This is a genomic window from Chitinophaga sp. YIM B06452 (assembly GCF_039655965.1).
Classification (GTDB): Bacteria; Bacteroidota; Bacteroidia; order Chitinophagales; family Chitinophagaceae; genus Chitinophaga.
Map to the genome: position 1 here is coordinate 288,373 of NZ_JAWLKY010000002.1, position 25,460 is coordinate 313,832.

At 53.3% G+C, this 25,460-nt stretch carries 21 protein-coding genes; 14 read left to right on the top strand and 7 right to left on the bottom strand.

Going from position 1 to position 25,460, the window contains the following annotated elements:
* Positions 1 to 18 precede the first annotated feature (18 nt).
* Together R3I13_RS10830 and R3I13_RS10835 are read right to left on the bottom strand one after the other, a co-directional pair.
* On the bottom strand, positions 19 to 477 hold the full coding sequence (locus R3I13_RS10830; RefSeq protein WP_346317966.1) for a DUF1569 domain-containing protein: 459 nt from the start codon (positions 475 to 477) through the stop codon (positions 19 to 21).
* 88 nt (positions 478 to 565) lie between these two features.
* Positions 566 to 1,555, bottom strand: a complete 990-nt coding sequence (locus R3I13_RS10835; protein ID WP_346317967.1) for a helix-turn-helix domain-containing protein — start codon at positions 1,553 to 1,555, stop codon at positions 566 to 568.
* A 124-nt stretch (positions 1,556 to 1,679) separates the two neighbouring features.
* Here R3I13_RS10835 and R3I13_RS10840 point away from each other — a divergent pair, with 124 nt between their 5' ends.
* The 6 genes from R3I13_RS10840 to R3I13_RS10865 all read left to right on the top strand — a co-directional run bounded on the left by R3I13_RS10840 (position 1,680) and on the right by R3I13_RS10865 (position 11,004).
* A complete protein-coding gene (locus R3I13_RS10840; RefSeq protein WP_346317968.1) occupies positions 1,680 to 2,126 on the top strand; it encodes an SRPBCC domain-containing protein in 447 nt (148 codons plus the stop codon).
* 95 nt (positions 2,127 to 2,221) lie between these two features.
* On the top strand, positions 2,222 to 3,556 hold the full coding sequence (locus R3I13_RS10845; RefSeq protein ID WP_346317969.1) for a glycoside hydrolase family 2 TIM barrel-domain containing protein: 1,335 nt from the start codon (positions 2,222 to 2,224) through the stop codon (positions 3,554 to 3,556).
* Positions 3,553 to 7,284, top strand: coding sequence for a glycosyltransferase (locus R3I13_RS10850; RefSeq protein WP_346317970.1), 3,732 nt, complete (start codon positions 3,553 to 3,555; stop codon positions 7,282 to 7,284). Before R3I13_RS10845 ends, R3I13_RS10850 begins: the two co-directional genes overlap by 4 nt.
* Positions 7,285 to 7,579: 295 nt before the next feature.
* A complete protein-coding gene (locus tag R3I13_RS10855) occupies positions 7,580 to 8,395 on the top strand; it encodes a CHRD domain-containing protein (RefSeq protein WP_346317971.1) in 816 nt (271 codons plus the stop codon).
* A 66-nt stretch (positions 8,396 to 8,461) separates the two neighbouring features.
* Positions 8,462 to 9,028 (top strand): pentapeptide repeat-containing protein, encoded by a 567-nt coding sequence (locus R3I13_RS10860; protein ID WP_346317972.1) that lies wholly within the window; start codon positions 8,462 to 8,464, stop codon positions 9,026 to 9,028.
* A 74-nt stretch (positions 9,029 to 9,102) separates the two neighbouring features.
* Positions 9,103 to 11,004 (top strand): hypothetical protein, encoded by a 1,902-nt coding sequence (locus tag R3I13_RS10865; protein ID WP_346317973.1) that lies wholly within the window; start codon positions 9,103 to 9,105, stop codon positions 11,002 to 11,004.
* Here the strand turns inward: R3I13_RS10865 and R3I13_RS10870 are convergent, their stop codons facing one another.
* Positions 11,005 to 11,805: an alpha/beta hydrolase gene (locus R3I13_RS10870; protein WP_346317974.1), complete on the bottom strand. Its 801-nt coding sequence runs from the start codon at positions 11,803 to 11,805 to the stop codon at positions 11,005 to 11,007.
* 161 nt (positions 11,806 to 11,966) lie between these two features.
* Here R3I13_RS10870 and R3I13_RS10875 point away from each other — a divergent pair, with 161 nt between their 5' ends.
* From R3I13_RS10875 to R3I13_RS10885, 3 genes are all read left to right on the top strand, one after another.
* A complete protein-coding gene (locus R3I13_RS10875) occupies positions 11,967 to 12,209 on the top strand; it encodes a hypothetical protein (RefSeq protein WP_346317975.1) in 243 nt (80 codons plus the stop codon).
* Positions 12,210 to 12,285: 76 nt separating this feature from the next.
* Positions 12,286 to 14,538 (top strand): excinuclease ABC subunit UvrA, encoded by a 2,253-nt coding sequence (locus tag R3I13_RS10880; RefSeq protein ID WP_346317976.1) that lies wholly within the window; start codon positions 12,286 to 12,288, stop codon positions 14,536 to 14,538.
* A 107-nt stretch (positions 14,539 to 14,645) separates the two neighbouring features.
* Positions 14,646 to 15,986 (top strand): ectonucleotide pyrophosphatase/phosphodiesterase, encoded by a 1,341-nt coding sequence (locus R3I13_RS10885; RefSeq protein WP_346317977.1) that lies wholly within the window; start codon positions 14,646 to 14,648, stop codon positions 15,984 to 15,986.
* A gap of 54 nt (positions 15,987 to 16,040) precedes the next feature.
* Here the strand turns inward: R3I13_RS10885 and R3I13_RS10890 are convergent, their stop codons facing one another.
* Positions 16,041 to 16,733 carry a DUF2071 domain-containing protein gene (locus R3I13_RS10890; protein ID WP_346317978.1) on the bottom strand — a complete coding sequence of 231 codons (693 nt, stop codon included), beginning with the start codon at positions 16,731 to 16,733 and terminating at the stop codon, positions 16,041 to 16,043.
* A 25-nt stretch (positions 16,734 to 16,758) separates the two neighbouring features.
* Positions 16,759 to 17,340 carry a hypothetical protein gene (locus tag R3I13_RS10895; RefSeq protein WP_346317979.1) on the bottom strand — a complete coding sequence of 194 codons (582 nt, stop codon included), beginning with the start codon at positions 17,338 to 17,340 and terminating at the stop codon, positions 16,759 to 16,761.
* 135 nt (positions 17,341 to 17,475) lie between these two features.
* Between R3I13_RS10895 and R3I13_RS10900 the strand changes: the two genes are divergently transcribed.
* Together R3I13_RS10900 and R3I13_RS10905 are read left to right on the top strand one after the other, a co-directional pair.
* Positions 17,476 to 18,051, top strand: a complete 576-nt coding sequence (locus R3I13_RS10900; protein ID WP_346317980.1) for a cupin domain-containing protein — start codon at positions 17,476 to 17,478, stop codon at positions 18,049 to 18,051.
* Between the two features lie 256 nt (positions 18,052 to 18,307).
* Positions 18,308 to 18,871, top strand: coding sequence for a dihydrofolate reductase family protein (locus R3I13_RS10905; protein ID WP_346317981.1), 564 nt, complete (start codon positions 18,308 to 18,310; stop codon positions 18,869 to 18,871).
* A 1-nt stretch (position 18,872) separates the two neighbouring features.
* Here the strand turns inward: R3I13_RS10905 and R3I13_RS10910 are convergent, their stop codons facing one another.
* Positions 18,873 to 19,505, bottom strand: coding sequence for a DUF2306 domain-containing protein (locus R3I13_RS10910; protein WP_346317982.1), 633 nt, complete (start codon positions 19,503 to 19,505; stop codon positions 18,873 to 18,875).
* 182 nt (positions 19,506 to 19,687) lie between these two features.
* On the opposite strand from R3I13_RS10910, the gene R3I13_RS10915 reads away from it, so the two are divergent.
* The 3 genes from R3I13_RS10915 (at position 19,688) to R3I13_RS10925 (ending at position 22,347) form a co-directional block, all read left to right on the top strand.
* Complete coding sequence (locus tag R3I13_RS10915; RefSeq protein WP_346317983.1) at positions 19,688 to 20,335, top strand: Pr6Pr family membrane protein; 648 nt, start codon at positions 19,688 to 19,690, stop codon at positions 20,333 to 20,335.
* 64 nt (positions 20,336 to 20,399) lie between these two features.
* Positions 20,400 to 21,068, top strand: a complete 669-nt coding sequence (locus R3I13_RS10920; RefSeq protein WP_346317984.1) for a response regulator transcription factor — start codon at positions 20,400 to 20,402, stop codon at positions 21,066 to 21,068.
* 208 nt (positions 21,069 to 21,276) lie between these two features.
* On the top strand, positions 21,277 to 22,347 hold the full coding sequence (locus R3I13_RS10925) for a 3-oxoacyl-[acyl-carrier-protein] synthase III C-terminal domain-containing protein (RefSeq protein WP_346317985.1): 1,071 nt from the start codon (positions 21,277 to 21,279) through the stop codon (positions 22,345 to 22,347).
* A gap of 11 nt (positions 22,348 to 22,358) precedes the next feature.
* Here the strand turns inward: R3I13_RS10925 and R3I13_RS10930 are convergent, their stop codons facing one another.
* Entirely contained in the window at positions 22,359 to 25,448 is a 3,090-nt protein-coding gene (locus R3I13_RS10930; protein ID WP_346317986.1) for a PVC-type heme-binding CxxCH protein, read from the bottom strand.
* Between the last annotated feature and the right edge of the window lie 12 nt (positions 25,449 to 25,460).

The following is a 25,460-nucleotide window of genomic DNA, read 5'->3' on the forward strand; positions in this document are numbered from 1 at the left end:
GTCAATTATTTGCACTCCTCACACGCCAAACTGCGTGAGGTGGTGATCGAGGTGTTTATAGAACATGTTATTCCATTCGGGAATGCTGAGTTTGCCGAACGACAGGCTTTTCCGGTTGTCAAAAGCCTGGCTGCCGAGCAGTTGGGTCTTGTTGATGTAATCGATCAGGCGGAGCTTCTCCCTTTCAAAATCCCGTTCGCCGGTGATCAGGAATGCAGGCGCAGTGGGGTTGTTCTTTTTGTAGGGCGCTTCTCCGCAAACTACTTTTTTCACAAATGTTTTCAGGATGATCCCCATGAAAAAGCCCGGCTTCGGGTATTTGTCGTCGTATACCATTTCGTAGGCCACGTTTACATGCGCCAGCATCTGCCCTACGTTCATCTTGCCCCACTGGGGAGCGGTTGCGGGCGTCAGCCGGTTGATGCGTCCGATGACCTGGTCGGAAACACTGCGTGAGAAAATGTCTGGTAATGCCATGGTTTTACAGGTTAGGTTTGAAATAGGTGTTCCCGTAAAAATAATGCATTACGGCATATTCTTTCATCTTCTCTCACGGGCGGGCACGTTAGGAAAGGCCGGCGGCGTTCTTATTGTATTTGCCCCGGTACTCCTGCGGCGAGAGGCCGGTGATCTTGCGGAAGAGGTCGCGGAAGGCTTTCACGTCCGTATAGCCGGCATCGTACATTACTTCATTCACCGTTTTGCGGCCGGTTTCAAGGGCTTTTTTGGCCATCTCCACTTTTACGCGCTGCTGGTACTCCACCGGGGTGTTGCCGGTGGCTTTAATGAACCGCCGGTCGAAATTGCGGCGGCTCACGGCCAGGCTGCCGGCCAGCTCGTCCATATTGATCCGTGCATCCAGGTGGTTTTCCAGGTAGGTTTGCGCCTGCAGCACGATCTCGTCTGCATGGTTTTTCTGCCCGTTGAATATCGTGAAAGGGCTCTGGCTGTTGCGGTCTATGTCTACCTGGAACACTTTTGCGCAGAAGATGGCCGTAGCCCTGTCGTAGTATTTCTCCACGAGGTACAGCATCAGGTTCAGGAAAGAATAAGCGCCGCCGTTCGTGTAGATCCCCTGTTCATCGGTGATCAGCCGGTCTGTTTGCAGGTTTACGCCGGGGAACATCTCGCTGAATTTCGCTGCTGCGTTCCAGTGCGTGGAGCAGCATTTTCCTTCCAGCAGGCCCGTAGCGGCCAATAGAAAAGCGCCTGTGCAGATGCTGGCCACTTCCGCCCCGTTGTTATATTGCCGCCGGATCCATTCCACTGCTTCCTTGTTTGCCGCCACCACTTCCGCCAGGTTTTCATGTGCCAGCGCGGGAATGATCACCAGGTCTGTTTGTTTAACGGATTTGATATAGGTATGCGGATGAATAGAGAACAAGCCGCCGTAAAGGTTCGTGGAAGCCGCAACGCCGGCCACTTGCACGCGGAACACTTCTTCTTTTCCCTGGTTACGGTAAAAGGCATTGGCCTTCGTGAAAAACTTATAAGGGCCGATCACGCTGCTGAGATTGTTCTGCCCTTCAGGAATGAGAATGGTGAGCGTTTTCATTACTCTGCTGTTTCCGCCAAAGGTAGGATGAAAAAATGGCCAAACAGGCCCCCCGGATTGTCTGTTTTAGCCCCGGCCCAATATGTAACCGATCGGTATCTTTATTTCGGCAAAAACATTCATTATGACAACAACAGACTATCAGCACAGCTTTACCGTACCCGCTTCCATGGAAACGGTGTATGCTGCCCTTACTGCCGGCATTCCTGCCTGGTGGACCGAGGACTTCAGCGGCAAGGCTACCCAACCCGGCGAAGTGTTTACCGTACGTTTCGGTGGTACATTTATGACCTTCCGGATCGATGCGGCCCTTCCCGGTCACAAGCTCACCTGGACCTGCACGGACAACCTGCAGGACATGCCCGGCCTTTCGCACAGAACAGAATGGATCGGCACCCGCATGCACTGGCAGCTTACGCCAGAAGGCAACGGCACGCACCTGGAAATGGTCCATGAGGGATTGAATCCTGAGGTGGAATGCTGGAACATCTGCCAGCAGGGCTGGAACTTTTTCCTGGGCAGCCTCCGGAAAGTACTGGAAGGAGAAAAAGGCGATACCTGGAAAGTATAAGAGCGTAGCATTGCCTGTATTGCATGGCGCCTTCCCCTGCAAATTCCCGGAGTCCGGATAAATCCACTATATTTATCTATCCTCCGGGATCAGGTATGCACCGAATTACACCTTACATACGGGCACAACGGTGGCCAGCGCTGGCTGCGGCTGCGTTATTCCTGTTGCTCGCAAGCTGCTCCACACCGCCTGTCCCGTCTAAAGAACGCAAAGTTTATATCGACCGGCAGGATGCCCGGTATGTTTTATTCCGCGATAAAAAACCTTTCATCATAAAGGGCGCCGCAGGGTTCAGCAATTTTGAAGCGCTGCACGCTGCGGGCGGCAATACCATCCGCACCTGGGACACTGCGGGGCTGGGCGATGTGCTGGACCGTGCGCATGCCTCCGGCATTGCCGTGATCGCGGGGATCCCCATCCCGCTGAGCCGTTCGCTGGGATTTTATAAAGACACTGCCCGCGTGACGGCATTATACAACGCCTGCCATGCATTGGTGAACCGTTACAAAGATCATCCTGCCCTGCTGATGTGGTGCCTCGGCAACGAGGTGGACTTCCCTTACAGACCACGCTTCCGGCCTTTCTACAAAACATACAACCGCTTGCTGGAGATGATCCATTCGCAAGACCCGGATCATCCTGTTACCACGGCGCTGATAAACTTCGACAGGCGCTGCATTTACAATATCCGCTGGAAAGTGAAAGGCCTCGACCTAATTTCGCTGAATATTTTCGGAGAGCTGCCCAACCTTGAACGCGACCTGAAAAATTTCTCCTGGTTCTGGAACGGGCCTTTCCTCATATCGGAATGGGGCATCAACGGGCCATGGGAAACAGAAACCACAGCCTGGGGGGCGCCCATCGAAAATACCAGCAACAAAAAAGCAGAACAATACCTTCAACGGTATACCGATCATATGCCTGTGGACAATCCCCGCTTCCTCGGCGCCTGCATATTCTATTGGGGGCAGAAGCAGGAAGTGACGCATACCTGGTTCAGCCTTTTCTCTGAAAACGGCGCCGCATCCCCCATCGTTCAAACCATGCAGCAGATCTGGACCGGGCAGCCGCCAACGCACAAAGCCCCCCCGCTGAAATATATGCTGTTGGAAGGAAAAGGCGCGCGGGACAATATCCTGCTGGGGCCCGGCACCGTGAATGCGGCGGAAATATTATTCGACACGGCCGTTGGCGATTCATTGCGGGTTACCTGGGAGATTGTTCCCGAGGATTGGTATACCCGGTACCGTGGTGACGTGAATGCCAGGAAACCTGTTGTGCTGGACAGTTTGCTGCTTTCCCTCAAAGGGAATAAGACCAGTTTCCGCGCTCCCGCGAAAGAGGGACCATACAGGATCTTCGCCACCGTATCCGATGCGTATGGTAATTTCGTATCCGCCAATACACCTTTTTACGTAGTAGCACCATGAAGGAACCACTAAAGCCGGTATCCCCGCCGTCGCGGCTGGAATTATTCACCATCAGGCTGATGATCGTGCTGGGCGTGCTCAGCATGGGCGTGCTGCTCTACAGCCTGCTGCGCGGCACACAGGTGGGTTATGCTCCTTTTTACTGGGTGCTGATAGCCGGCATTGCCTTTAATTGTCTTGCCATCCTGCACGAGTGGTATCATTACTTTTCCATTACCATCCCTCCCGCTCCCCCACAGGAACGCCGCTTTACAGTAGACGTACTCACTACCTTTTTCCCGGGCGAGCCGTATGAAATAATCGTGAACACGCTCACCGCTATCCAGGCTATGCCTTACCCGCATACTGCTTACCTCTGCGACGAAGCCGATGACCCATACCTGAAAGAAGTCTGCAACCGCCTTGGCGTGCGCCACATCACCCGTAGCGACCGCAGGGATGCAAAGGCCGGCAATATCAACAATGCGTTGCGGTACGCCACCGGCGAGCTGTGCGTGGTGCTGGACCCTGACCATGTGCCCGCGCCCCGCTTCCTGGACGAAGTGGTGGCTTACTTCAACGACCCGGAAGTGGGGTTTGTGCAGATCGTACAGGCATATAGCAACCTGGGAGACAGCATCGTGGCCAAAGGCGCGGCGCAGCAAACCTTCCAGTTCTATGGTCCTATTATGTCTACCATGAACCGCTACGGCACCGTGCAGGCCATCGGCGCCAATTGTACTTTCCGCAGGGCCGCGCTGGATTCGATCGGCGGGCATGCCAGCGGGCTGGCGGAAGACATGCATACAGCCATGCACCTGCATGCTGCCGGCTGGAAATCGGTATATGTGCCTGCCGTACTCACCCGCGGGCTCGTTCCCAACACGCTTTCCGCCTACTACGCGCAGCAGCTCAAATGGGCGCGCGGCACTTTCGAGCTGCTGGTCACCACCTATCCAAAACTCTTCCGGAAATTCACCTGGGCGCAGCGGCTGCATTACGGCACTGTTCCGTTTCATTATTTCTCAGGCGTCATCATCTTTATCAACTTCCTTATTCCTGTATTGTCTCTGGTGACCGGGCTGATCCCTTTCCGGTCGGACGTGCTCAACCTCGCGATGCTGGCTTTCCCCGCCATTGCATCCATCCTGCTGATCAGGCATTTCGTGCAGCGGTGGGTGATGGAAGAAACGGAACGCGGCTTTCACGTAGTGGGCGGCCTGCTGTTCATCGGCACCTGGTGGATCTATATTCTCGGGCTCGTATACACGCTGGCCAGGAAAAAAGTGCCATACATTCCTACGCCCAAAGATGATTCAGGGCCGGACGACTGGCGGCTGAACCTGCCAAATATCGCGGTGATAGTGGTTTCCGTGGCAGCGATCGTTTACGGGCTGTATTACGACTGGAATCCTTATTCCTTATTTATGGCGGGCATTGCGGGCGTAAACTGCCTGATCATGGCATTCAATATCGTAGCCAGCCTGCGGCTGCGCAAGATACCCGCGCGTTACAGCTGGGTGGAGACCATGCTGATCGTGCCGCTGTTTCTGAAAAGAAAATTCTGGCTTTTCAGGCACCTGCATCTTTATGCCGGCGTGCGGAAGCTGGGCCTGCCGCTGCTGCTGGCCGTCATATTCCTGAGCTGGCATTTTATCAGCGGCGGCAATGAGCCGGAAACGCCGCCCGGCGCGCAACGCCGGCAGGAACAGCCTTTCTATACCGGCGTTTATGACCCGGACCATCGTCACAACATAACAAACCCCGGCATTGTTTCGCTGTACATCCCCTGGGGCGACGGGCCGCAAAGCCTGCTGCCGGATTCGCTGATGGCAGACATCTACCGGCAGGGCGCCATTCCCATGATCACCTGGGAGCCCTGGGCCAAGCTGTTCAGGAACACAACGGGGGAACTCGAAAAAGAACAAAAGATATTCGCGCATATCACCGCCGGCATGTTCGATCATTACCTCGGCCAGTTTGCAGACCAGGTAAAAGCCCTCAACCGGCCCGTGTTCCTGCGCTTCGCGCACGAGCCTGACAATCCCGCCTATCCCTGGTCTGCCCGCGGCGGCAATACGCCGGAAGAATTCAAATCAGCCTGGCGGTACGTGCGCGATGTTTTCCGGCGCCGGGGCGCTTTCAACGCCATATGGGTATGGAACCCCTGGAAGGCGGGAGCGGCGGAAGAGTATTTCCCGGGGAAAGAAACGGTGGACTGGATAGGCCTTACCATCCTGGACTATGGCCCGCACCTGGAAAGCCGTTCGTCTTATTCATTCGAAAACCTGTATATGCCTTTCCGCCGCCTGCCGCTTCTTCGTACGGGCGTTCCCGTGATGATAGCCGAAGCAGGCGCTCCTGGCGCTGCCGGGCAAGACCAGTGGATGCATGACGCATTGAAAGCAGTGAATAACAATTTCCCGGAAATACATGCGCTCGTGTTCTTCAACACCAGCCACGACAAAAATGTGCCGCCCGGCGTTTCCGTTCCCTCGCTGGATTGGAGCATACAAAACCCGCAGCAGCTGCAGGCATGGCTGGACAGCTTCCCCCGACTCCGCAGTCAACAGCCAGCCGCATACGCCGGGGCGCTGAATGATACGATCCCGGCAGACACTTTCCCGCACCGCGCATTGCCCGATTCCATCCGCGGGCTGAATTACCAGAAAGGCGAAAGCTGGTTCCGGAACCTGCATGCCGTTACCCGGCGCGAAGCAGCCAGGGACCTGCGGGGCATAAAGCAGCTGGGAGCTAATACCATCCTGCGTTACGGCCCGGGCGTATACGACAGGAACATCCTGGCGGAAGCGCGCATCAACGGCCTGCACCTTCATTATGGCTTCTGGATACCGGCTATCACTGCTATGGATACCTATGCTGAAACATTGTCGGCGCTTGAAAAGAGCATCCTTCACACCGTCCGCAAACACCGCGGCGATTCCGTTATCACCGCATGGAGCATCGGTAATAATGCCTGGCAGCGGCTGGCCCTTCACCATTACAAACCCGGCCTGCTATACCAGCAAAAAGAATATATCAGCTGGCTGGCCCGCCTTACCGCAGCTATCAAAACAATAGATTCATCGCGGCCAGTAACGCTGGACCTGCGCCTTACGCCGGGTATTACACCATCATTGCAATGGCTGCGGCCGCAGCTTCCCGCGGTGGATGCATTCGGTATTGAGGCAGGTGCAGACACCACCGGGCTCGCGGAATTGCTGTCGTCCGGCCTCCCGTGTTTTATCAGCAGGATGCCGGCAGAGACCTATACAACGCTTCCCGCAGCAATGCGCCAGCCTGCGTTCTTAACCACCTGGCAGGACCTTGTTACCCGCGATTTCGTCACTTTCAACGGCCTCACCGATCACCTCGGCCGCTATAAGCCTGATTGGTACCGGCTGGCGGCGGCCTGGGGACAGGCAGCAACGCCCGCATTGCCAAAGGTGAAAATATTGCGGCCTTCACGCACCACGCTGCCCGGCAGCAGGCTTACCTATCATGCATTGGTGAAAGATGGCAGCGGATGGGCGTTTGCCGGCAATATGCACACCGGCCTGCATTACGAATGGTATCTCGTAAAAACAGACCAGTACGGCCATCCCATCTTCATAGAAAAAGCAGGGAACGGCCCTTCCGTTACATTGTCCGTTCCGGAGAACGCGCTGCAATACCGCCTGTACCTGGAAGCTGTGAAAGACAGCAGCGTATCCACTTCGCTGAATACACTGCATACGCCGCTCTATTGATACCTCACCCGCTCCCGCTCTTCCCGTGAGCACTTCCTTCTGTACGCCTGCTTTATTGTATCCGTCAACAAAATTGACAGTATTCACGGCAACGAGATCTTCACCGGCCCGCACCGCGTGCCCATCAGCCGCCATTACCGGGAACAGGCGCTCCAGCAGGTAATGATGAGCAAATTGTGGGACAAACCCCGTTAAAATACTCCGCTACAGTTGTTTCCAACCCCGTTTTTTCACTTCCGAGGCAACCTTTTTGGACTGATCATTGTATGATTAGAAGTGAACAAACCATTTCGTTATGAAAAACAAACATGTATTTGCCGCAACGGCGCTTGCACTGGCTGGTTTTATTTCTTTTTCCTCCTGCAACAACGACGATGACGACAACAACCCCGTGCTGATATTCGAGATACCACTCAGTACAAAGCTGGAGAACCCCGCCCCTCCCGGCAGATCGGAAACCGGTTTGCTGACCATGCAGCTGTATGCGGACAACACGCTTCGTTATTCTTTCAAGGTAGACAACCTGGCCTCCGGCGACGCGCTGACCATGGCGCATTTCCATACAGGCGACCCCGTGACCAATGGCCCTGTTATCCTCCCCTTCCCTGCATGGACGGGCACTACCAGCAGCGGCACGCTTACGCTGCGGAAATCGCTGGCAGACAGCCTGAAGAACCGCAGCAACGACATCTACTTCAACGTCCACTCCACCCAGTTCCCCGGCGGCCTGGTGCGCGGTACGGTGAACAGCGACCTGCTGCTGGCTGAGACCGTGAATATGTCCGGCGTAAATGAAGTGCCCCCGGTTGTGACCACCGCTACGGGCGTGGCCTTGCTGCGGCTGACGGTAGACCGGAAGCTGTATTCCAAAGTGACCGTCTCCAACCTCCCCGGCGGCGACGCGTTGACCATGGCGCACATCCACCGTGGCGCTGCCGGCGTAAACGGCGGTGTACTGGTACCGCTCTGTGCCACAGCAGCGGATTTCGGCATATCCAAAATGACCCAGCTGGACGAAGCGACTGCCAGCGCGCTGCGTACGGAAGCTTTGTACGTGAACGCGCACTCCACCACCTGGCCCAATGGCGTGATCCGCGGGCAACTCCGCTAACCGCATTGCATCGTTTTCATCTAAAGGGATAAATACGTTTATCCCTTTTTTATTTACCTTCCCGGCATGGAAGAGATCTACAGCGAAACGTTCAGTAAAAAGGATTATACCCAAAACCCTTTACCGCAGGGCGAATATGAGAACTGCATCTTTGAGAACTGCAACTTCTCCGAAACTTCGCTTTCCGGCAGCATATTCCTTGAATGCACTTTCGAAGGCTGCAACCTGAGCCTGGCAAAGCCCGGCAATACGGCTTTCAGGGACGTACAGTTCAGGGACTGCAAAATGCTCGGTCTCCGCTTCGACCAGTGCAATCCATTCCTGTTTCAAATAACGGTGGACAATTGCAATTGCAACAACGCATCTTTCTACGGCACGAAGCTGGCAAAGACAACCTTCAGAAACACGACCTTCCACGAAGCGGACTTTTCCGGCTGCGATCTCACTTCAGCCGTATTCGACCGCTGCGACCTTCTCAACGCCACATTCGACAATACCACGCTCGAAAAATCGGACCTGCGCACTGCCCTCAATATTTCGCTGGACCCAGAGAATAACCGCATCAAAAAGGCGAAGTTCTCACTGATGAGCTTGCCGGGGCTGCTGGGGAAGTATGATCTTGAGATCGAATAATACAAACCTGTTTGTTACCCGCAGAGAAAAGGAAAAATCTGCTTAACTTCAGTCTGCCTCAAAACCTATACCCCATGCAGACTTATGCCAATAAGGTAACGACTGAAGAACTGATCAGCTGTTTGAGAGACCCGGGATTTACACCCATAGAAGGCTTGCGCAGGCGGCCATCGCTGGGCATGCACAAGTACGTGGAGGGGTTTGAATCCATTTATGCGGGGAACTTTACGGTTCTGTCGGATGCGGAGCCGGAGGACGGGAACATTATTCTTGAAGACGTTGGAACGCCTGACGACCCGCTCTTTCTCATTTTCAATAATTGCAACATTGTCCGTATTGAGCTTAAAAATTGCCATTTAGCGGCATTGCAATGCTATAATTCGAAAGTGAAGATGTTGAGCCTGATAAATTCTTCCTGCAAAGAACTGCGTATTAAAAATACCGGTTGTGATTTCACAATGGTAAAAGGCAGCACCTTGGATGATGCACGCCTGTCCAATATGCAAACACAAAGACTGGATATTAGTACAAGTATTATTTCCCTGCTTGCCATTGAAGATAACAGCGCCTGTTCATGGGTTGACATAGAACATACCTATTGTGAAAAGCTGCAGGTGACAGACAAAAGCAACTGCGGGCTGTTTGAATGGAAAGAAAGCTGCGGGAAAAGCATGATAGTTTCAAAGAGCCATATCGATTTGCTGAATTTCAAAAAAAACACCCAGCTGGATTATGCAAATATCAGGACAAACAGTGAGATCGGGAGCCTGACCATCAAAGACAGTTATTGCTGGAACCTTTCGCTGAGTGATTGCAAAATAACTGGATGCATATTAGAGCGTACATTTCAGAACTTCATGATGAACAATGCATGGATAGCGGCTACGCATATCCTCTCCTGCCGTTTCCATGCAGTGCAGTGGGATTCCGGCAACCGCGGTGATTTTGTTTTCCGTAATTGCCAGATCAACTTGTTCGTCATGACCAATGCCACCTTGCCAAAAGATGCTGTCTGCACCCTTGCCGGCGGCAGCCTCCATCATGGATTGATCCAGGATACCAGTATCCTCGGGCAGTTGCAGATCAGGAATGTCCAGGCGAAACAAAAACCGGTAACATTGGATGAGCAGATACCGGGAATACATCTACCACTGGATGTTCCGGATGAATTCAGGTTTACATTTGACAGGGCGCTCAACGAACGGAAAAAATTCAGGGTACAGGATTATATCCAGCGTTCCACATATGACAACCCTGCGTTACGCATACCCGGTCAAGCCATGTACCGGCCCGTTTTCATGATCGTGAACAGCTCACTCGGAAAGTCCGAAATAACCGGTACCAACCTGAACGATTTCAGCATCGAATTCTCCAAAAGCAAGTTATTAGACCTATATATAACCGGCACAGACTTCACCAAAGATAATATCCGCATCTGTGGCGCCTTACCTGGTTCGCGGGAATCGGAAGAGCAATTGTATTTCTTTTACAGCCAGTTGAAAAGAGTATACGAAAACCAGGGTGATATGATCGCCGCGACGAAGTACCATGCATTGATGATGACGCACCAGGAGAAATTATTGAGACTGGACTGGAAGCAAAATGAAGGTAAAAAAACAGGCTGGCCGCGGGTATCAGATTGGCTGGAGCTTTTTACCTTCCGGCTGAACGCTCTCAGCAACCGCCACGGCGAAAGCTGGCCGCAGGCATTGGCATTTACATTCATCGTTTCCCTGGCAATGTATTTCATCTATTACATCACGCTTTACCCCGACCCGGCTGCACCCGGTTTAGGGAATTGGGCCGGCGAATACTTCAGCTTCCTCGACCCCACGCATAAACAGGATTTCCTGTTGCCTAAAACACAATTGAATTTCTGGGCTAAACTCGTGGACTTCCTCAGCCGCATCATTATCGCTTACAGCATTTTCCAGCTGGTAGCCGCGTTCCGCCGGCATGGCCGGAGAGCGCAGTGATCATTTTTTATTGATCTCCTTCAACATCAGGTAAAATGAAGGTTTCGGCATATCGCCGTGCCCATAGCCGTCCATTTCAAAGAGCCAGGTCTTTTTATGGCCCGTGAGCTGCATCATGCGTGCGAGATAGGCGTTTTCTTCATAGCGGCCCAGCATTTCCATTTCGCGGTTGCCCGTGTAGAGATACAGCGGCGGCGCATCGGCCCTTACATGGTAAAGCGGCGCATACTCGTCGATAACAGGCTGCGTATCTGCAATGCCTTTTTCCTTGCGGATAGTGAAGTGGGTAATAGCCTGCGCGCTGAACGAGAACAGTCCCGCGATACGGTTCGCATCGATGTGGTAGGGAGCCAGCCATTTTTTATCGAGCCCTACCATGCAGGACAGGTAAGCCCCTGCCGAGTGGCCGGACACATAGATCCTGTTGGAGTCCCCGCCGAAGGAAGCCGCATTCCGGAATGCCCAGGCCACTGCTGCGGCCGCGTCTTCGATATAGGCAGGGCAGCTCACTTTGGGGCTCAGCCGGTAATTGGCCGCGATCACGATCACGTTCTGCCTTTTCAGTTCCGCCGGGATAGACTTATTCCCCCCGGTAATGCCTCCGCCGTGGAACCAGACGATCACGGGCGCATTGGCGGCTTTGACGGGATAATACACATCCAGCACGCAGCGCTCCTTCATATAGTCCGTTTGCTGGCCGGTGCGGTAAGCCAGGTTATTCTTTTGGAGATACACCGCGGTATCCTGTGAAAATGCGGGAATGGTGGTGAGTAACAGCCAGAACAGGGCAAAATGTTTCATGAACGGGAAATTTACAAACAAAGAAAATAAAAATCGGCAGGAATTAACGTAAAGTTTACCCCGCTTTAAGCCGTTATACCGGTTTGTGGCCCTGAACACCTTATTCCAAGAACTCGTCAACACTGATATAAGATTGCAGCGCCGCTGCCTATCTTGATAACGTGCGGCGGATATGGTATTTCAACGGCAAGCCCCGAACTGCATGCCGCATCAGCGTTCCAGACCTGAGCGGCAGGCTGCTGAAAACCAGTCCCGGCGTTCGCGGCAACACGCATGTGCCCGATATATCCCCCGGCAAAGGCCTTTACCTTATAACAATAGAAGGCGGAGATGAAATCCGTGCTTCAACAGATACGGGAATAACAGCGCGGATCCCGCTGTCTCCCGGAAAAGAGTTGCTGTAATGGCAGCTCTTTTTTATTACAGCAGTACTTCAGGCTTATTTTTTGTGAATCCTATGCAGACCATTTAACTGAAACCATGCAACCCATTTCCATTGTGAATGCCAGGCAGAACAACCTGAAGAATATTTCCCTGACCCTGCCCAAGAACAAGATCACCGTATTCACCGGCGTTTCCGGCTCCGGCAAATCGTCGCTGGTGTTTGAGACCATCGGCGCTGAAGCGCAGCGGCAACTGAATGAGACCTACGACAGCTTTGTACGCCACCGCCTGCAGCACTATGGCCAGCCTGACGTAGATAAAATAGAGCACCTGAACGTGGCCATCGTCATCAACCAGAAACGGATAGGCGGAAACGCCCGCTCCACTGTAGGCACAGCCACAGACACCTTTACCCTGCTGCGCCTGCTCTTTTCCCGCGCCGGGCAACCTTTTGCCGGTTATGCCAACGCCTTTTCCTTCAACAATCCCGCCGGCATGTGCCCCAACTGCGAAGGGCTGGGCAAAGTGAACACCATTCACATCGACAAGCTGATCGATAAAAACAAATCACTGAACGAAGGCGCCATCAACTTCCCCACCTTTCAGCCGGGAAGCTACCGCTGGGCCCGGTATACACTATCCGGCTACTTCGACAACGATAAAAAAATACGCGATTATACCCCCGAAGAATGGGACCTGCTGCTGAATGCGCCGGAGCATAAACCGCCGCATCCTTTGCCGGGCTGGGGCAAAACGCAGCTGTATGAAGGCGTGATCACCCGCATTACCCGCACTTACCTGAAAAGGGAATCAAGGTCGTTTACCCGTAACCGTGAGGAAATGTACCAGGTGATGAGGCTGGACGATTGTCCCGTTTGCCACGGCGCACGGCTGAACCAGCAAGTGCTGGCGAGCAGGATCAAAGGGAAGAATATTGCCGATTGCGCAGCCATGCAGGTCAACGAACTGATCAGTTTCCTTGAACACGTCAAAACGAAGAACGTGCAGACCGTTGTGGCCGAGCTGATCAAAAGATTACAGCACCTGGCAGACATTGGCCTTTCCTACCTGAGCCTCGGCCGCAGCACGGCCACGCTCTCCGGCGGCGAAAGCCAGCGTATCAAAATGGTGAAACACCTGGGCAGCAGCCTCACCGGCCTCATCTACATCTTCGACGAACCCAGCACCGGCCTCCACCCTGCCGACGTACAGCGCCTGAACCGCCAGGTGGAACAGCTGCGCGACAAAGGCAATACCATCCTCATCGTAGAGCACGACCCGGACATTATCGCCATTGCCGATCATGTAGTGGATATGGGGCCGAAAGCGGGCATTCATGGCGGTGAAATTGTATACCAAGGTGGCCTCAGCGGCCTGAAACGTTCCAAAGGGCTTACCGGCGCATATTTCCGGCAGCAACATATCCTGAATGAACATCCCCGCAAAGCATCCGGGTATTTCACGATATCGCACGCCACGCTGCATAATGTAAAAGACGTAACCCTCCGCATCCCCAAAGGCGTGCTGAACGTTGTTACCGGCGTGGCAGGCTCCGGCAAAAGCACGCTCATCAACCAGGTGTTGCCAGAGCAACACCCTTCTGCAAAGCTGATAGACCAGTCGCCCCTGCGCGGCTCCCGCCGGGCGCACATCGCCTCCTACACCGGCGTTTTCGACTACATCAGGAGCCTGTTCGCCAAAGCCAATAAAACCAGCGCAGGCATGTTCAGCGCCAACAGCGAAGGCGCATGCCCGGAATGCAAAGGCCTTGGCATCATCATCCTCGACCTCGCGTTCATGGACGATGTAGAAGAGCTTTGCGACGCCTGCAATGGCAGCGGCTACAACCCGCAGGCGCTGCGTTACAAATGGCATCATAAGAACATCGCTGAAGTGCTGGCCATGACGGTGGAAGAAGCCATCACCTTCTTTAAGGGTCATGCCGTGGAGAACACGCTGCAAAAAGTGGAAAGGCTCGGGCTGGGATATCTCACGCTGGGGCAATCGCTCAATACCTTTTCCGGCGGCGAGCGGCAACGGCTCAAGCTGGCCACCGAGATGGAAGAAGAAGGGCAGCTCTTCATCTTCGACGAGCCTACCACCGGCCTTCATGCCTCAGACACCGCGCAGCTGATGAAAATTTTCCATGAGATGGTAGATAAAGGCAATACCGTCATCATCATTGAGCATAATGTGGAAGTTATCAGCCAGGCGGATTGGGTAATAGACATCGGGCCGGGCGCGGGGAACAAAGGCGGGAAAGTAGTATTTGAAGGCACCTTGAAAGACCTGGTGAAAGCGGAGGATAGCGTGACGGGGAAATACCTCAAAGCATATTATTCAGTATAAACCATCTGGAATTAAATATTTTTTAACTCGAATTAAAGATTTCGTAACATTATTAATTACAAAGTGTAAGTGTTATTTTAGATGTTTATACTCTATAACAGATCCAAATGAAGAAGATAACACTTGCGCTTTTAGCTGTGTTTTTCCTGAGAACCGTTACCTATGGCCAGGATCAGCACGTCGTTTTGATCAGCATCGATGGTTTGAGGCCAGAATTTTACAAAGATCCCTCGTGGAACATGGTGAACCTCCGGCAGGCCATGAAGGAAGGTGTGTATGCCGACGGGGTTGACGGCGTTTTCCCAACCGTTACCTACCCTTCCCACACCACCATGATCACCGGCGTAAAACCGCTCAAACACGGCGTTTATTACAATATGCCCTTCGAACCGCTGGGCGCTACCGGCAAATGGATATGGGATTACAACACCATCAAAACGCCCACCATCTTCAGCGCAGCGAAAACCAAAGGATTGAAGACCGCTTCCGTATACTGGCCGGTTTCCTTCAACTCCCCCGCCACCTGGAATTTCCCGGAATACTGGTACCTCTCCGACAAAAAGGCCCGCATCACCCTCAAGGCATTAAAAGAGAACACCGCTCCCGCCGGCCTGTTTGAAGAGCTGGAAAACAATGCCCTCGGCAAGCTGGAAGACGTCGATTTCAGCGGCGACTACCTCGGGCTCGACGATAACCTTGCCCGCACCGCCTGCTATCTCATCCGCAAATACAAACCCGCCTTCACCGCCGTACACCTGGTGATGGTGGATCACTTCGAGCATGAACAGGGCCGCGACGGAGATAAAGTACGGGCCGCAGTGGCCAGTGTGGACCATGCCGTGAAAAGCATCCGCGAAGCGGTAGACATGGCGGGCATCACCCAAAACACTACCATCATCGTAACCGGCGACCATGGTTTTGTGGACATCCACGCCGTGCTGGCGCCCAACGTGCTGCTGGCACAGGCAGGCCTGTACGATCCGCAAAAACCGGAGAACTGGAAAGCCTGTTTCCACACCGCGGGCGGCGGTTGCTTTTTGCAGCTGAAGGACAGGAACTACAAACAGACCAAAGAGAAAGTGATACAGCTTCTGAAAAACTTACCTATACAGCAACAGCAGACCTTCATCATCAAATCCCGCGAAGAACTGGATGCGATAGGCGCCGACCCCACCGCCGCGCTCGGCCTGGCCGCGCAGCAGGGTTATGCTTTCACGCCCGCTTCCACCGGCGAATTCATCCGCGCATCCAAAGGCGGCACACATGGTTTTTATCCTGATTTCAAGGAGATACAGACCGGGTTCGTCGCTTTCGGCAACGGCATCCGGAAAGGCGGGGTGATACCGCAGATGGGGCTGGTAGACATTGCACCGCTGATCAGCAAGCTCCTGCAACTGGATATGCCCGCGGGCGACGGTTTGCTGCTGAACGGGGTGCTGGCGAAATAGAAGGTTTAATATGCAATATAGAAAGGGCTGCCGTTCGTGAAATGGCGGCCTTTTTTACTTTTCTCCCATCCCCATCCATTCGTGTTCGATGTTGGTCATGAGCAAAGCATTGTCAAAACAAACCGCTTTATCTTTAAAATAACTGGAATGTATCTCTGAAACCTCCAGTGGCTGCACCTCCCAGCGGTAGGCATATAGCTTCAGCCCATCCAGCCCGGCGTCGCGGCCGGGGGAATAACCCACCGACCCTTTTTCGAAAAAAGCGGAAGCCTCTTCAAGGCTGCTGAATACGGAATCCGCCGGGAAATGATCTGCTATTTTCGCAGTAATAGCTATTCTGGTATCGTCGTCACTGCTGAACGACACCCGGAAGTTGCCACCGGACTCTTCCACGTTAAAATCCGCCCGGTGATGTTTGCCCGGGAAAAACCTCCCCCCGAGAAATGCATTCAGCCTGGATGAAGTGTCCCTGCGGGGAATGTACACGCCTTCTTTCACCACACCGTCTTCATCCCACTCCACCGCAAAGCGGTGCGCCCCGTTCTCCGACGAAACACCGGTAAATGCGGGAAACCCTTTTGGCCGCACCTGTTTCAGCCGGATGAGGCATACGCCGACGATCGCCTTACCATTGTGGATCTTCGGGCGGAAGCAGGAAGGAAGCATTGCCTGCACAACGGTCGGTTCGGCCGTAAAATTGATAAGGATCCGGCGGTCGATGACACCTTTTATGACGGGAATCTTCATAGCAGGGATTTGTTTGTATCAGGAATCAAATTGCTGCGCTCTTTTGCACCAGGCGCCATTTTCCCATTTCGAAATTTTGAGGGCGCCACCGCTTCTTCAGCGAGATGAAGTAAAAGATATTATAAACAGGTACAAACGGGCAGAAAATGCATCCCAGCGTATTGTCCGCATCTGGAGGATACTGAATGGCGGTGATGTCTTTAACGGCCACCGATTTATATTCATATGAATCCACCAGCACAATGTTGGCATACCATTTCTTATCTTTCCTGTAAGCCCGCCCGTAGCGGTACTCTCCTGCTTTCGAGAGATCAAACTTGCCGGGTTCGACTACGGTATCCCGGTATTGTAGCGGGCGCCGCAGTAAAAAGTTATTTGTATCGGCTTTAAACAGCTTGTAGCTAAGCTCTTTATCCCCGAAGTATTTCACGGTATCTTTCGCGGTGGTGAAACCTATATAGTCGCCATGAACAATAGTGACCGTCTTCTTTTTTTTCCGCAGGAAAAGATTACCGGGCGTTTCACCGGGAGCCTGGGCCGCCAGGTCATAGCATAACAGGGATAATATTCCGGCCGGTAAGAACCGGCGGAGTAAATGTTTGAACATCATTTTTTATTTGGGCATATGAGTTCCCGAAGCAATTTAATGAAAAAGTAGCTTTTTAACGGCGCAAAATGCCGGTAGTAGCGTGGTTTCCGGTATAATCATTATATGCGTTAAATTTACTGCAAAATCAATTTTATGAACCGCAGTTCCTTTTTAAAATTGAGCATTGCCGTAGGTTCATTCCTTACGGCGCCTTTTGGCGCAATTGCAAAACCCGGGCCCCAGACCAGGGATGACAAAGGTTTCAAGGTTGACGCGGGCAAAGACCGTTTCAATAAAAGCACTTCTCCTTTCGAGGGCGACAGTTTTTACACTAAAGTATCGGCTAAAGACACCAATGGAGGCATGTATGTTTTTGAATCAACGCGCATGAAGGAAGGAGGGCCTATTCTACACACGCACTATGATACCGATGAATGGTGGTATGTTTTGCAGGGGGAGTTTCTGATCAGGGTCGGAGACAACACTTATAACGCCAAAGCGGGCGACCTTGTATTCGGCCCCCGGATGGTACCTCATACTTTTGCGAAGGTTGGACAGGGAGAGGCAAAAGTAATCATATGCCATCAACCTGCTGGCAAGATGGAAGAATATTTTAGAAAGCTCAGCGAAGGCGTAGCTAAAAACATGACCGAGGACGAAAGGAATAATCTCAGAAAAGAGCACGGCTTTGAAAAGGTCGGGCCGCCCATAACATATTTAAAGCAGTGAACATGGCAAAGCCGCTGGGAACAGCGGCTTTATAGTTTACCTACAACTGTTATACTAATTCGATTACCTTGGTAGTATAATCAAGCTGTAAAAGTAAACCAACCACAGCCCGGAACCCGCACTACTTTCCATAAGGTTACCACTTACCTCGGGGTTAGCACGGATTTGTCGATATCGCCCCGTTGAAATGTCGCTATACCCCCCGCTGCCTTTCCGCATATTGCCGGACATTTACACTACAATAAAAAATAAGATCATGGCAAGGATCATCACACTCTCCATGCACGTTTCGCTGGACGGTTACGTAGCAGGCCCCAACGGGGAAATGGACTGGATAAAGATAGACGATGAAATATTCAGCTTCGTGGACAGCAAGACCGATGAGGCGGATACGGCCCTGTATGGCCGGAAAACATACGAAATAATGGACAACTACTGGCCCACCGCCGACCAGAAGCCGGATGCAGGCAAACACGCCCGGCACCATGCCGCATGGTACAAGAGCGTCACCAAAGTGGTGCTCTCCAGGACGATGAAAAGCGACGATCCCAAAACCAGGGTGATCAGCGAAAACGTGCCTGAGCAGGTCAGGGCGCTGAAAGAAGAACCGGGCAGGAATATCCTGATCTTCGGCAGTCCCGGCGCTTCGCAGGTGCTCATTGAGCACAACCTGATCGATGAATACTGGCTCTTCGTGAACCCCGTGGCCATCAACAAAGGCATCCCCCTTTTCCGGCAGGATACCCTGCAACGGCTGAAGCTGGTCAATTCCCATGTGTATGCTTCCGGCGTGATCTGGCTGCATTACCGCAAGCTGTAATTCAGGCTTTGCGGCGGTAAGCCAGCACCATTTCGTAGAGGTAAAGCGGTACGGCCCAGCCCAGCCAGAAAAATGTCGGAGAAGTATCGGCGAAATCACCCAACTGCTGAACCACCGGCAGTTTCAACAGGCTGCCGGACACTACGAAGGCAAGGGTAACGATGTAGCTGCGCGTCATCCATTCCTTATGCAGCTTGAATTTGCGTTGAATGGCGGCGCGGTAGGCAATGAAAGTGGCCGTGAGCCATACGCTCACCCATACCTGCAACGAAAAAGCATAAGGCCAGTTGATGCTTTTGGCCGTGGTGAAGGCGAGGATGAGCGCGCAGAGCCCGCTGGCGGCAATGGCCAGCAGGTACAATATCCCCACGATCCTGTGCAGGCGCCGGTTATTGTTCCGCAGCCGCTCCCAGAACTGGAAAGGCCCCATGATCAAGGCTCCGCCGCCCGCGGTAATGTGCAATATCAATATCCAGCGCAGGTTGAAATATTTCCCCAGCGCTTCCGGCGTCATTTCCAGGAAGTGGTCTGCATGATGCATAAAGCTCCAGGTCAGGAAAGCTATGCCGGCCCACAGCATCAGCAGCATGATCTCAACGATGTTCCAGGGCCTGGCGGTATATGTGTTCTTCATGTCGGTTCCGTTTTTGATGGAACACAAAAATCAGTACCCTGGCTGATCCATTCAATAACGGAATAATTATTCAGGCAGGGAAAAATTATTCCCTGTGCGCCAATCGAGGCTAAACAATAGGAATCCACCCAAAGATTGCGTAACTTAAATGGATCACTTTAATCGGCCCTGAAAACGTACGCATGAAAACACCTGCGAAATCCCTGAAAACATACGCTGCCGCCGGCGCATTGCTGGGCTGGCTGGCCGTCCTCAGCCAGCTGTATCTTTCACTGACGGTCAGAACGGTTTCCGTGGCCGAGCTGCTGATCCGGTTCATCGGTTATTTCACCATCACCACCAACACGCTTGCCGCGCTGTGTTATACTTCGTTCTGGCTGGAAGGCAAAGGCCGGTTCAGCGTGTTCCTCCGGAAGCCTTCTTCTGTTTTCGCTATTACTGTATTTATCATCATCGTTGGCGTGGTGTACAACGTGATACTGCGTTTTACCTGGGAACCGAAAGGCTTCCAGCTGGCGGTCGACGAGCTGCTGCATTCTGTGCTGCCGGTCATGTTCGTTTTCTTCTGGATACTTTTTATACCGAAGCATGACCTGAAAATGAAAGATTTTAACCCCTGGCTGCTTTACCCGCTCGTATACATCACCTATGTGATCACGCTTGGCCTGTTTACCGGCCATTACCCCTATCCTTTTGCGGATGCTTCATTGCTGGGCTATCCCAAGGCCCTGCTGAACGGGGCGGCCATGATGGCGGGCTTCTGGGCCTGCGCCTGGCTGCTGATGGGCATTTCGCAGTTGGGAAAACGCCGGAAAGCAGAGCACGTATAACCTTTTCACGCCACAGGAAACATGCATACAGAATTTATTCTAAATTGGGTGATAACTTTACCCCATGAAGCTCCTGGTGATCGAAGATGAAGCAGACCTCGCATCCAGCATAACAGGATACCTCGCGGATTACACCTGCGAAACGGCCGGTACGTTTGCCGAAGCGCTGGAGAAGATAGAACAGCATGAGTACGACTGCATACTGCTGGACATCATGTTGCCCGGCGGCGACGGCATACGCGTGCTGGAAGAATTCAAAAAGCTGAACCGGCAGGACGGCATCATTATCATCTCAGCCCGCAATGCGCTGGAAGATAAAGTGAAGGGGTTGAAAAAAGGCGCGGATGATTATATCGCCAAACCCTTCCACCTGTCTGAACTGGCCGCACGGATCCATTCCGTGATCCGCAGGAAGAACTTTTCCAACGCCGATGTGATCACGCAGCATGAACTGAGCATAGACCTCCTTTCCAAAAAACTGGAGGTGCATCAAAAAGAAGTGCCGCTCACCAAAAAAGAATTCGAGCTGCTGCTCTATTTCCTCGGCAACAAAAACAGGGTGATCTCCAAAAGCGCCCTGGCAGAGCATCTTTCAGGCGATATTGCGGATATGATGGACAGTCATGCCTTCGTATACGCGCATATCAAGAACCTGAGAAAAAAACTCACGGACGCCGGTTATGGCAACTACCTGAAAAACGTGTATGGCACCGGCTACAAGTGGGAAGATTGATCGTCATGTATGTTTCTGAATAAAGCCTTCAGGCACATCCCGGCCATCATTTTGCTCAAAATCGCGGTCAAACCCCGTTTTTATTGTTATTTTACTCCCGTAAACTCCCATCAGTTGAGTTTTTTGCAGGATTTTTGCAGCAACTAGTTTGTTAGTGAGCCCTTCATATGATCAAGCCGGGGACTTTTTTACACGTAAAACTATTGCAATGAGCACATCAACTGTAATTACGGGCACGGGCAGCTTTATTCCCCCGGTTATCAAATACAACCGGGAGTTTGCCGTCAACGATTTTTATACCAACGGCCAGGAGCGGATCCCCAATGCAGCTGAAGAGATCATTGAAAAGTTTCAGAAGATCACCGGCATATCTGAGCGGCGCTACGCCAAAGAAGGCATGGGCGCTTCAGACATGGCCTGCCTGGCGGCTAAAGATGCGATCGCAGACGCGGCCATTGACCCTGAAACCATTGACTACATCATCGTGGCGCATAATTTCGGGAATGTGATCAAACACACCATCCAGATGGATGCCGTGCCTTCCCTGGGCTCTCACGTAAAACATGCGCTGGGCATCGCCAATCCTTCCTGCATCCCGTACGACCTGCTGTTTGGCTGCCCCGGCTGGGTGCAGGGCCTCATGCAGGCAGACGTTTATTTTAAAGCCAAAGCAGCCCGGCGCTGCCTGGTGATCGGCACGGAAATGCTCAGCCGCGTGATAGACATCTACGACCGTGACAGTATGATATTCAGCGACGGCGCCGGGGCCTGTATCGCGGAAGCCCGTGAGGGCGCGGATAACGGCATCCTTGGCAGCAGCGCAGCTTCTTATACGCTAAACGAATTACAGTATATCAATATGGGAAAATCCAATTTCCCGGGGTCCGACGAGCGTATCCGCTTCATCAAAATGCAGGGGCGGAAAGTGTATGAATTCGCGCTGAAATATGTGCCGCTGGCCATCAAAAGCTGCCTGGATAACGCCGGGGTGGCCATTGCCGACGTACGTAAAATATTCATCCACCAGGCGAACGAAAAAATGGATGATGCCATTATCAAAGCGCTATATGCCTTATACGGGCAAACCGTTGTCACGGAAAACGTGATGCCCATGAATATCCGCGAACTGGGGAACAGCTCCGTGGCCACCATCCCCACTTTATTTGACATGGTGCGGAAAGGAGCCATCCCCCGGCACAGCGTTTCACCCGGCGATATTGTCGTGTTTGCCTCGGTGGGCGCCGGTATGAACATCAACGCCGTGTGCTACAGGATATAACAGGGCTGCGGTTATTTTTTCATGATATAAGCAAACAGGTCCTTCACCTCCTGGTCGGTCAGCCGGTCCAGCAGCCGCTCCGGCATTACGGACGATTGCTGCGCTTTCATTTCTTTCACCTGCGAAGCAGTCAGCACCATCTCCTTCCCGCCCAGGGACTGAAGCGTGATGGCATTCCCGTTCCTGGAAACGATCTTGCCTTCCAGCGTGCGCCCGTCTGTTGTAACGATGCGGTGGATCACATATCCCTCCCTGATGTCCGCATTGGGGTCGATAATGTTCAGCAGCATGCTGTTCAGGTTGTCCCGGTCGTACCCTGTAAGGTCCGGCCCTATGTTGCCGCCGGTATCGAACAGGCGGTGGCAGGCGCCGCAACTGTTCTGGTACAGCGTTTTCCCCTTGCTCATATTGCCGCCGCCGGATCTAATGATCTTCATATACCGCGCGATGCTTTCATTTTTTTCTTCGTTGGATGCCAGCTTCAGATGCGGCCACAGCCTGTTCACCTGGTCTGTTACTTCAGGGTCTTTGAGGAGTTTGAGCTTGCGGGCGGCCTGTTCGCTCACGTCGTCGCGGCTGATGGTCTTTGTTTTTTCGATCGCATCCAGGAAGGAAGCGGCCCATTGGGCCCTGCTGCACACCAGGTCTATCGCGGCATTGCGCACGTTTAGGTCGCCACGCAGCTGCGGGTATGCGGCTACTACTTTTGCGCCTATCTCAGGTGAACTGAAATATTGAAGGGCCTGGAGGCCGGTTTGTTTCAACGAGCCTGAGGAACCTGCGCTGGCCACCACTTTCAGCAAAGCGGGCACTGCTTTTTCTTTCCCGGTTTCGCCCATGATCCTGATGTAGGCGAGGCGGTGCCGCATTTCTGCCTTCCCGTCGCCGATGATCCTGATAGCCTGGTCCGCTGCTTTTGCATTGCCCTGCCTGATCTCCAGCGCCAGCGGCGCCCCAAACAGCTCAGCCTGGTAAGGCTTGATGGCTTTGGTAAGCGCGGGAGACAGGCCGGTAACGTCCTTTCCTCTCAATCCTTCACTTAGCCCGCCTATCAGTATCTTCGCCATGACCGGCGAAGGCGCCATTTCGATCAGTTGGGCCGCTGCTGTATAATTCTCTTCACCGCCCGGCATCACATACCGCTGTACCAGTCTTGGCAGGATGACCTGCTGTACCGTTTTCCCCTGCCACAGCTGGCGGTTACGGAACATGGCCAGTATCAGCCCGCGGTCGGTTTCGGCTTTTGCTTCCATGGCCCACCAGGTGAGCAATGGAATATCCGCGTCGCCCGCATCGTTCTTATTTTTCAGCAAGCCTTCTATCATGGCCACGGAAAGCGCTCCCGGCATGCGTTTGGCAGTGGAGGCCAGCTGGCTTCTTACTTCTGGATGCTGCTCTGCCTGCGCCAGCTGCACCAGTTCCCCTGCTACCTGCGGCGATGCGGCGTTCCCGTCTCCTGCAAACCTTACGGCCCAGTATCTTACGTACGGGTCTTTATGCCCAAGCGCAATCATAGCCACTTCATCGGTATATCCTTTGCTGCCGTGGATGGCCCAGAGCGCTTCCAGCGCCGTTTGCCCGTCGCCGGAGCGGAGCAGCGGCAGCAATGCAGGCACGAATGACCTGTTGCCACGGTTCGCGAATTGCAGCTGCGCCTGCTGGCGGAACCATTTGTCTTCGCTTTTTAATAAACCGTTCAGCTGTTCGGGCGTATATGTTTCCAGGTCGAAGCGGGGCAGCTTGCGCTGGCCTGTTTTATTCCGGAGGCGGTACACCCTGCCGGAAGATTTATGCCAGGTATCGCGCGGGTCCACGTGGGAAAGGCGGCTGTCGTACCAATCCGCCAGGTACACGGCCCCGTCCGGGCCGGCTTTGATGTTCACGGGGCGGAACCAGTGGTCGTCTGTTGTAAGCACCTTGTCTTCATCCACATTCTTAAAAGTAGAGCCGGAAGGCTCCATGCGGGTGAGCTGCACGAAGTTGAGCAGCGGGTTTACGGCGATCATTTTTCCATGGTATCTTTCCGGCAATGAAGTTTCCTCGTAACGGATGAGAGAATGCGTAAAACGTTTCCGCTCGCCCGTCAGCGGCATGCTGGGTAAATGCCCGAACGTGTAGGCGTTGGTGTAAGGGCCGTGTTTGCCGAGACTTTTCTGGTAATACCCGCCCTGCTTGAAGTTCGGGCCACGGTCGTAACCATTGTCGCCGGAGAACACTCTTCCTTTGCTGTCGAACTCCACGTTGAAGGTATTGCCGCCGCCTTCGGCGAACACTTCAAACACCTGCGTATCCGTGTTGTACCGCCATATGGCCTGCCCCTGGAATGCAATATTCTTTGAAACGGCTGAGCTCACGTTTGCAGTAGCGGTGCTGCCCTGCGCGCCATACAGCCAGCCATCGGGCCCCCAGCGGAGACTGTTGGCCACGGCATGCGTATCTTCCAGCCCAAAGCCTTCCAGGCAAACCTTCGGCGCTCCTTCAGGAATACCATCGTGATTGGCGTCAGGATAAGCAAGAAGATACGGAGGGTTCAACACCCAGATCTTACCACGGCCCGTTAATACACTCGTGGCAATATTTAATCCCGTGATGGCGTCGGTCGATTTGTCGAACCGGCCATCGCCGTCCGTATCTTCAAAGATGCTGATCTTGTCCGCGCCTTTCACGCCTGATGGCGGAGCGGCGGGTACTTTATCGAATTTTACGCGAAGGTAGTTGTCTACGCTGGTCACTTTTAGTCCTTGCGGATAAGGGTATTGATGATATTGCACCACCCACAGCCGCCCGCAGTGGTCGAAGCTCAGTTCTACGGGCTGCACTACCTGCGGTTCTGACAGCACAAGGTCCATCGCAAGGTCTGCAGGATAGCTGAAATGATTGAGGGCCTCCTGCGGCGGCGTTGGCAGCGACGAATCGCTGAGCGCGCCCACCCCGCTGAACGACTGCATATAGCGGGCAACATCTTCGTTGTCGCTCTCCGGCAGCCGGGAAGCTGCGGCTGTGCTGTCTTTCCCGCCGTTCTTTTTGCCCTTCTGGTTGCAGGCTGCTCCAAATGCTGCCAGGCTTGCGCACATCAGCCAGACTTGTATATTCCGATTCATTTGAAATTGTTT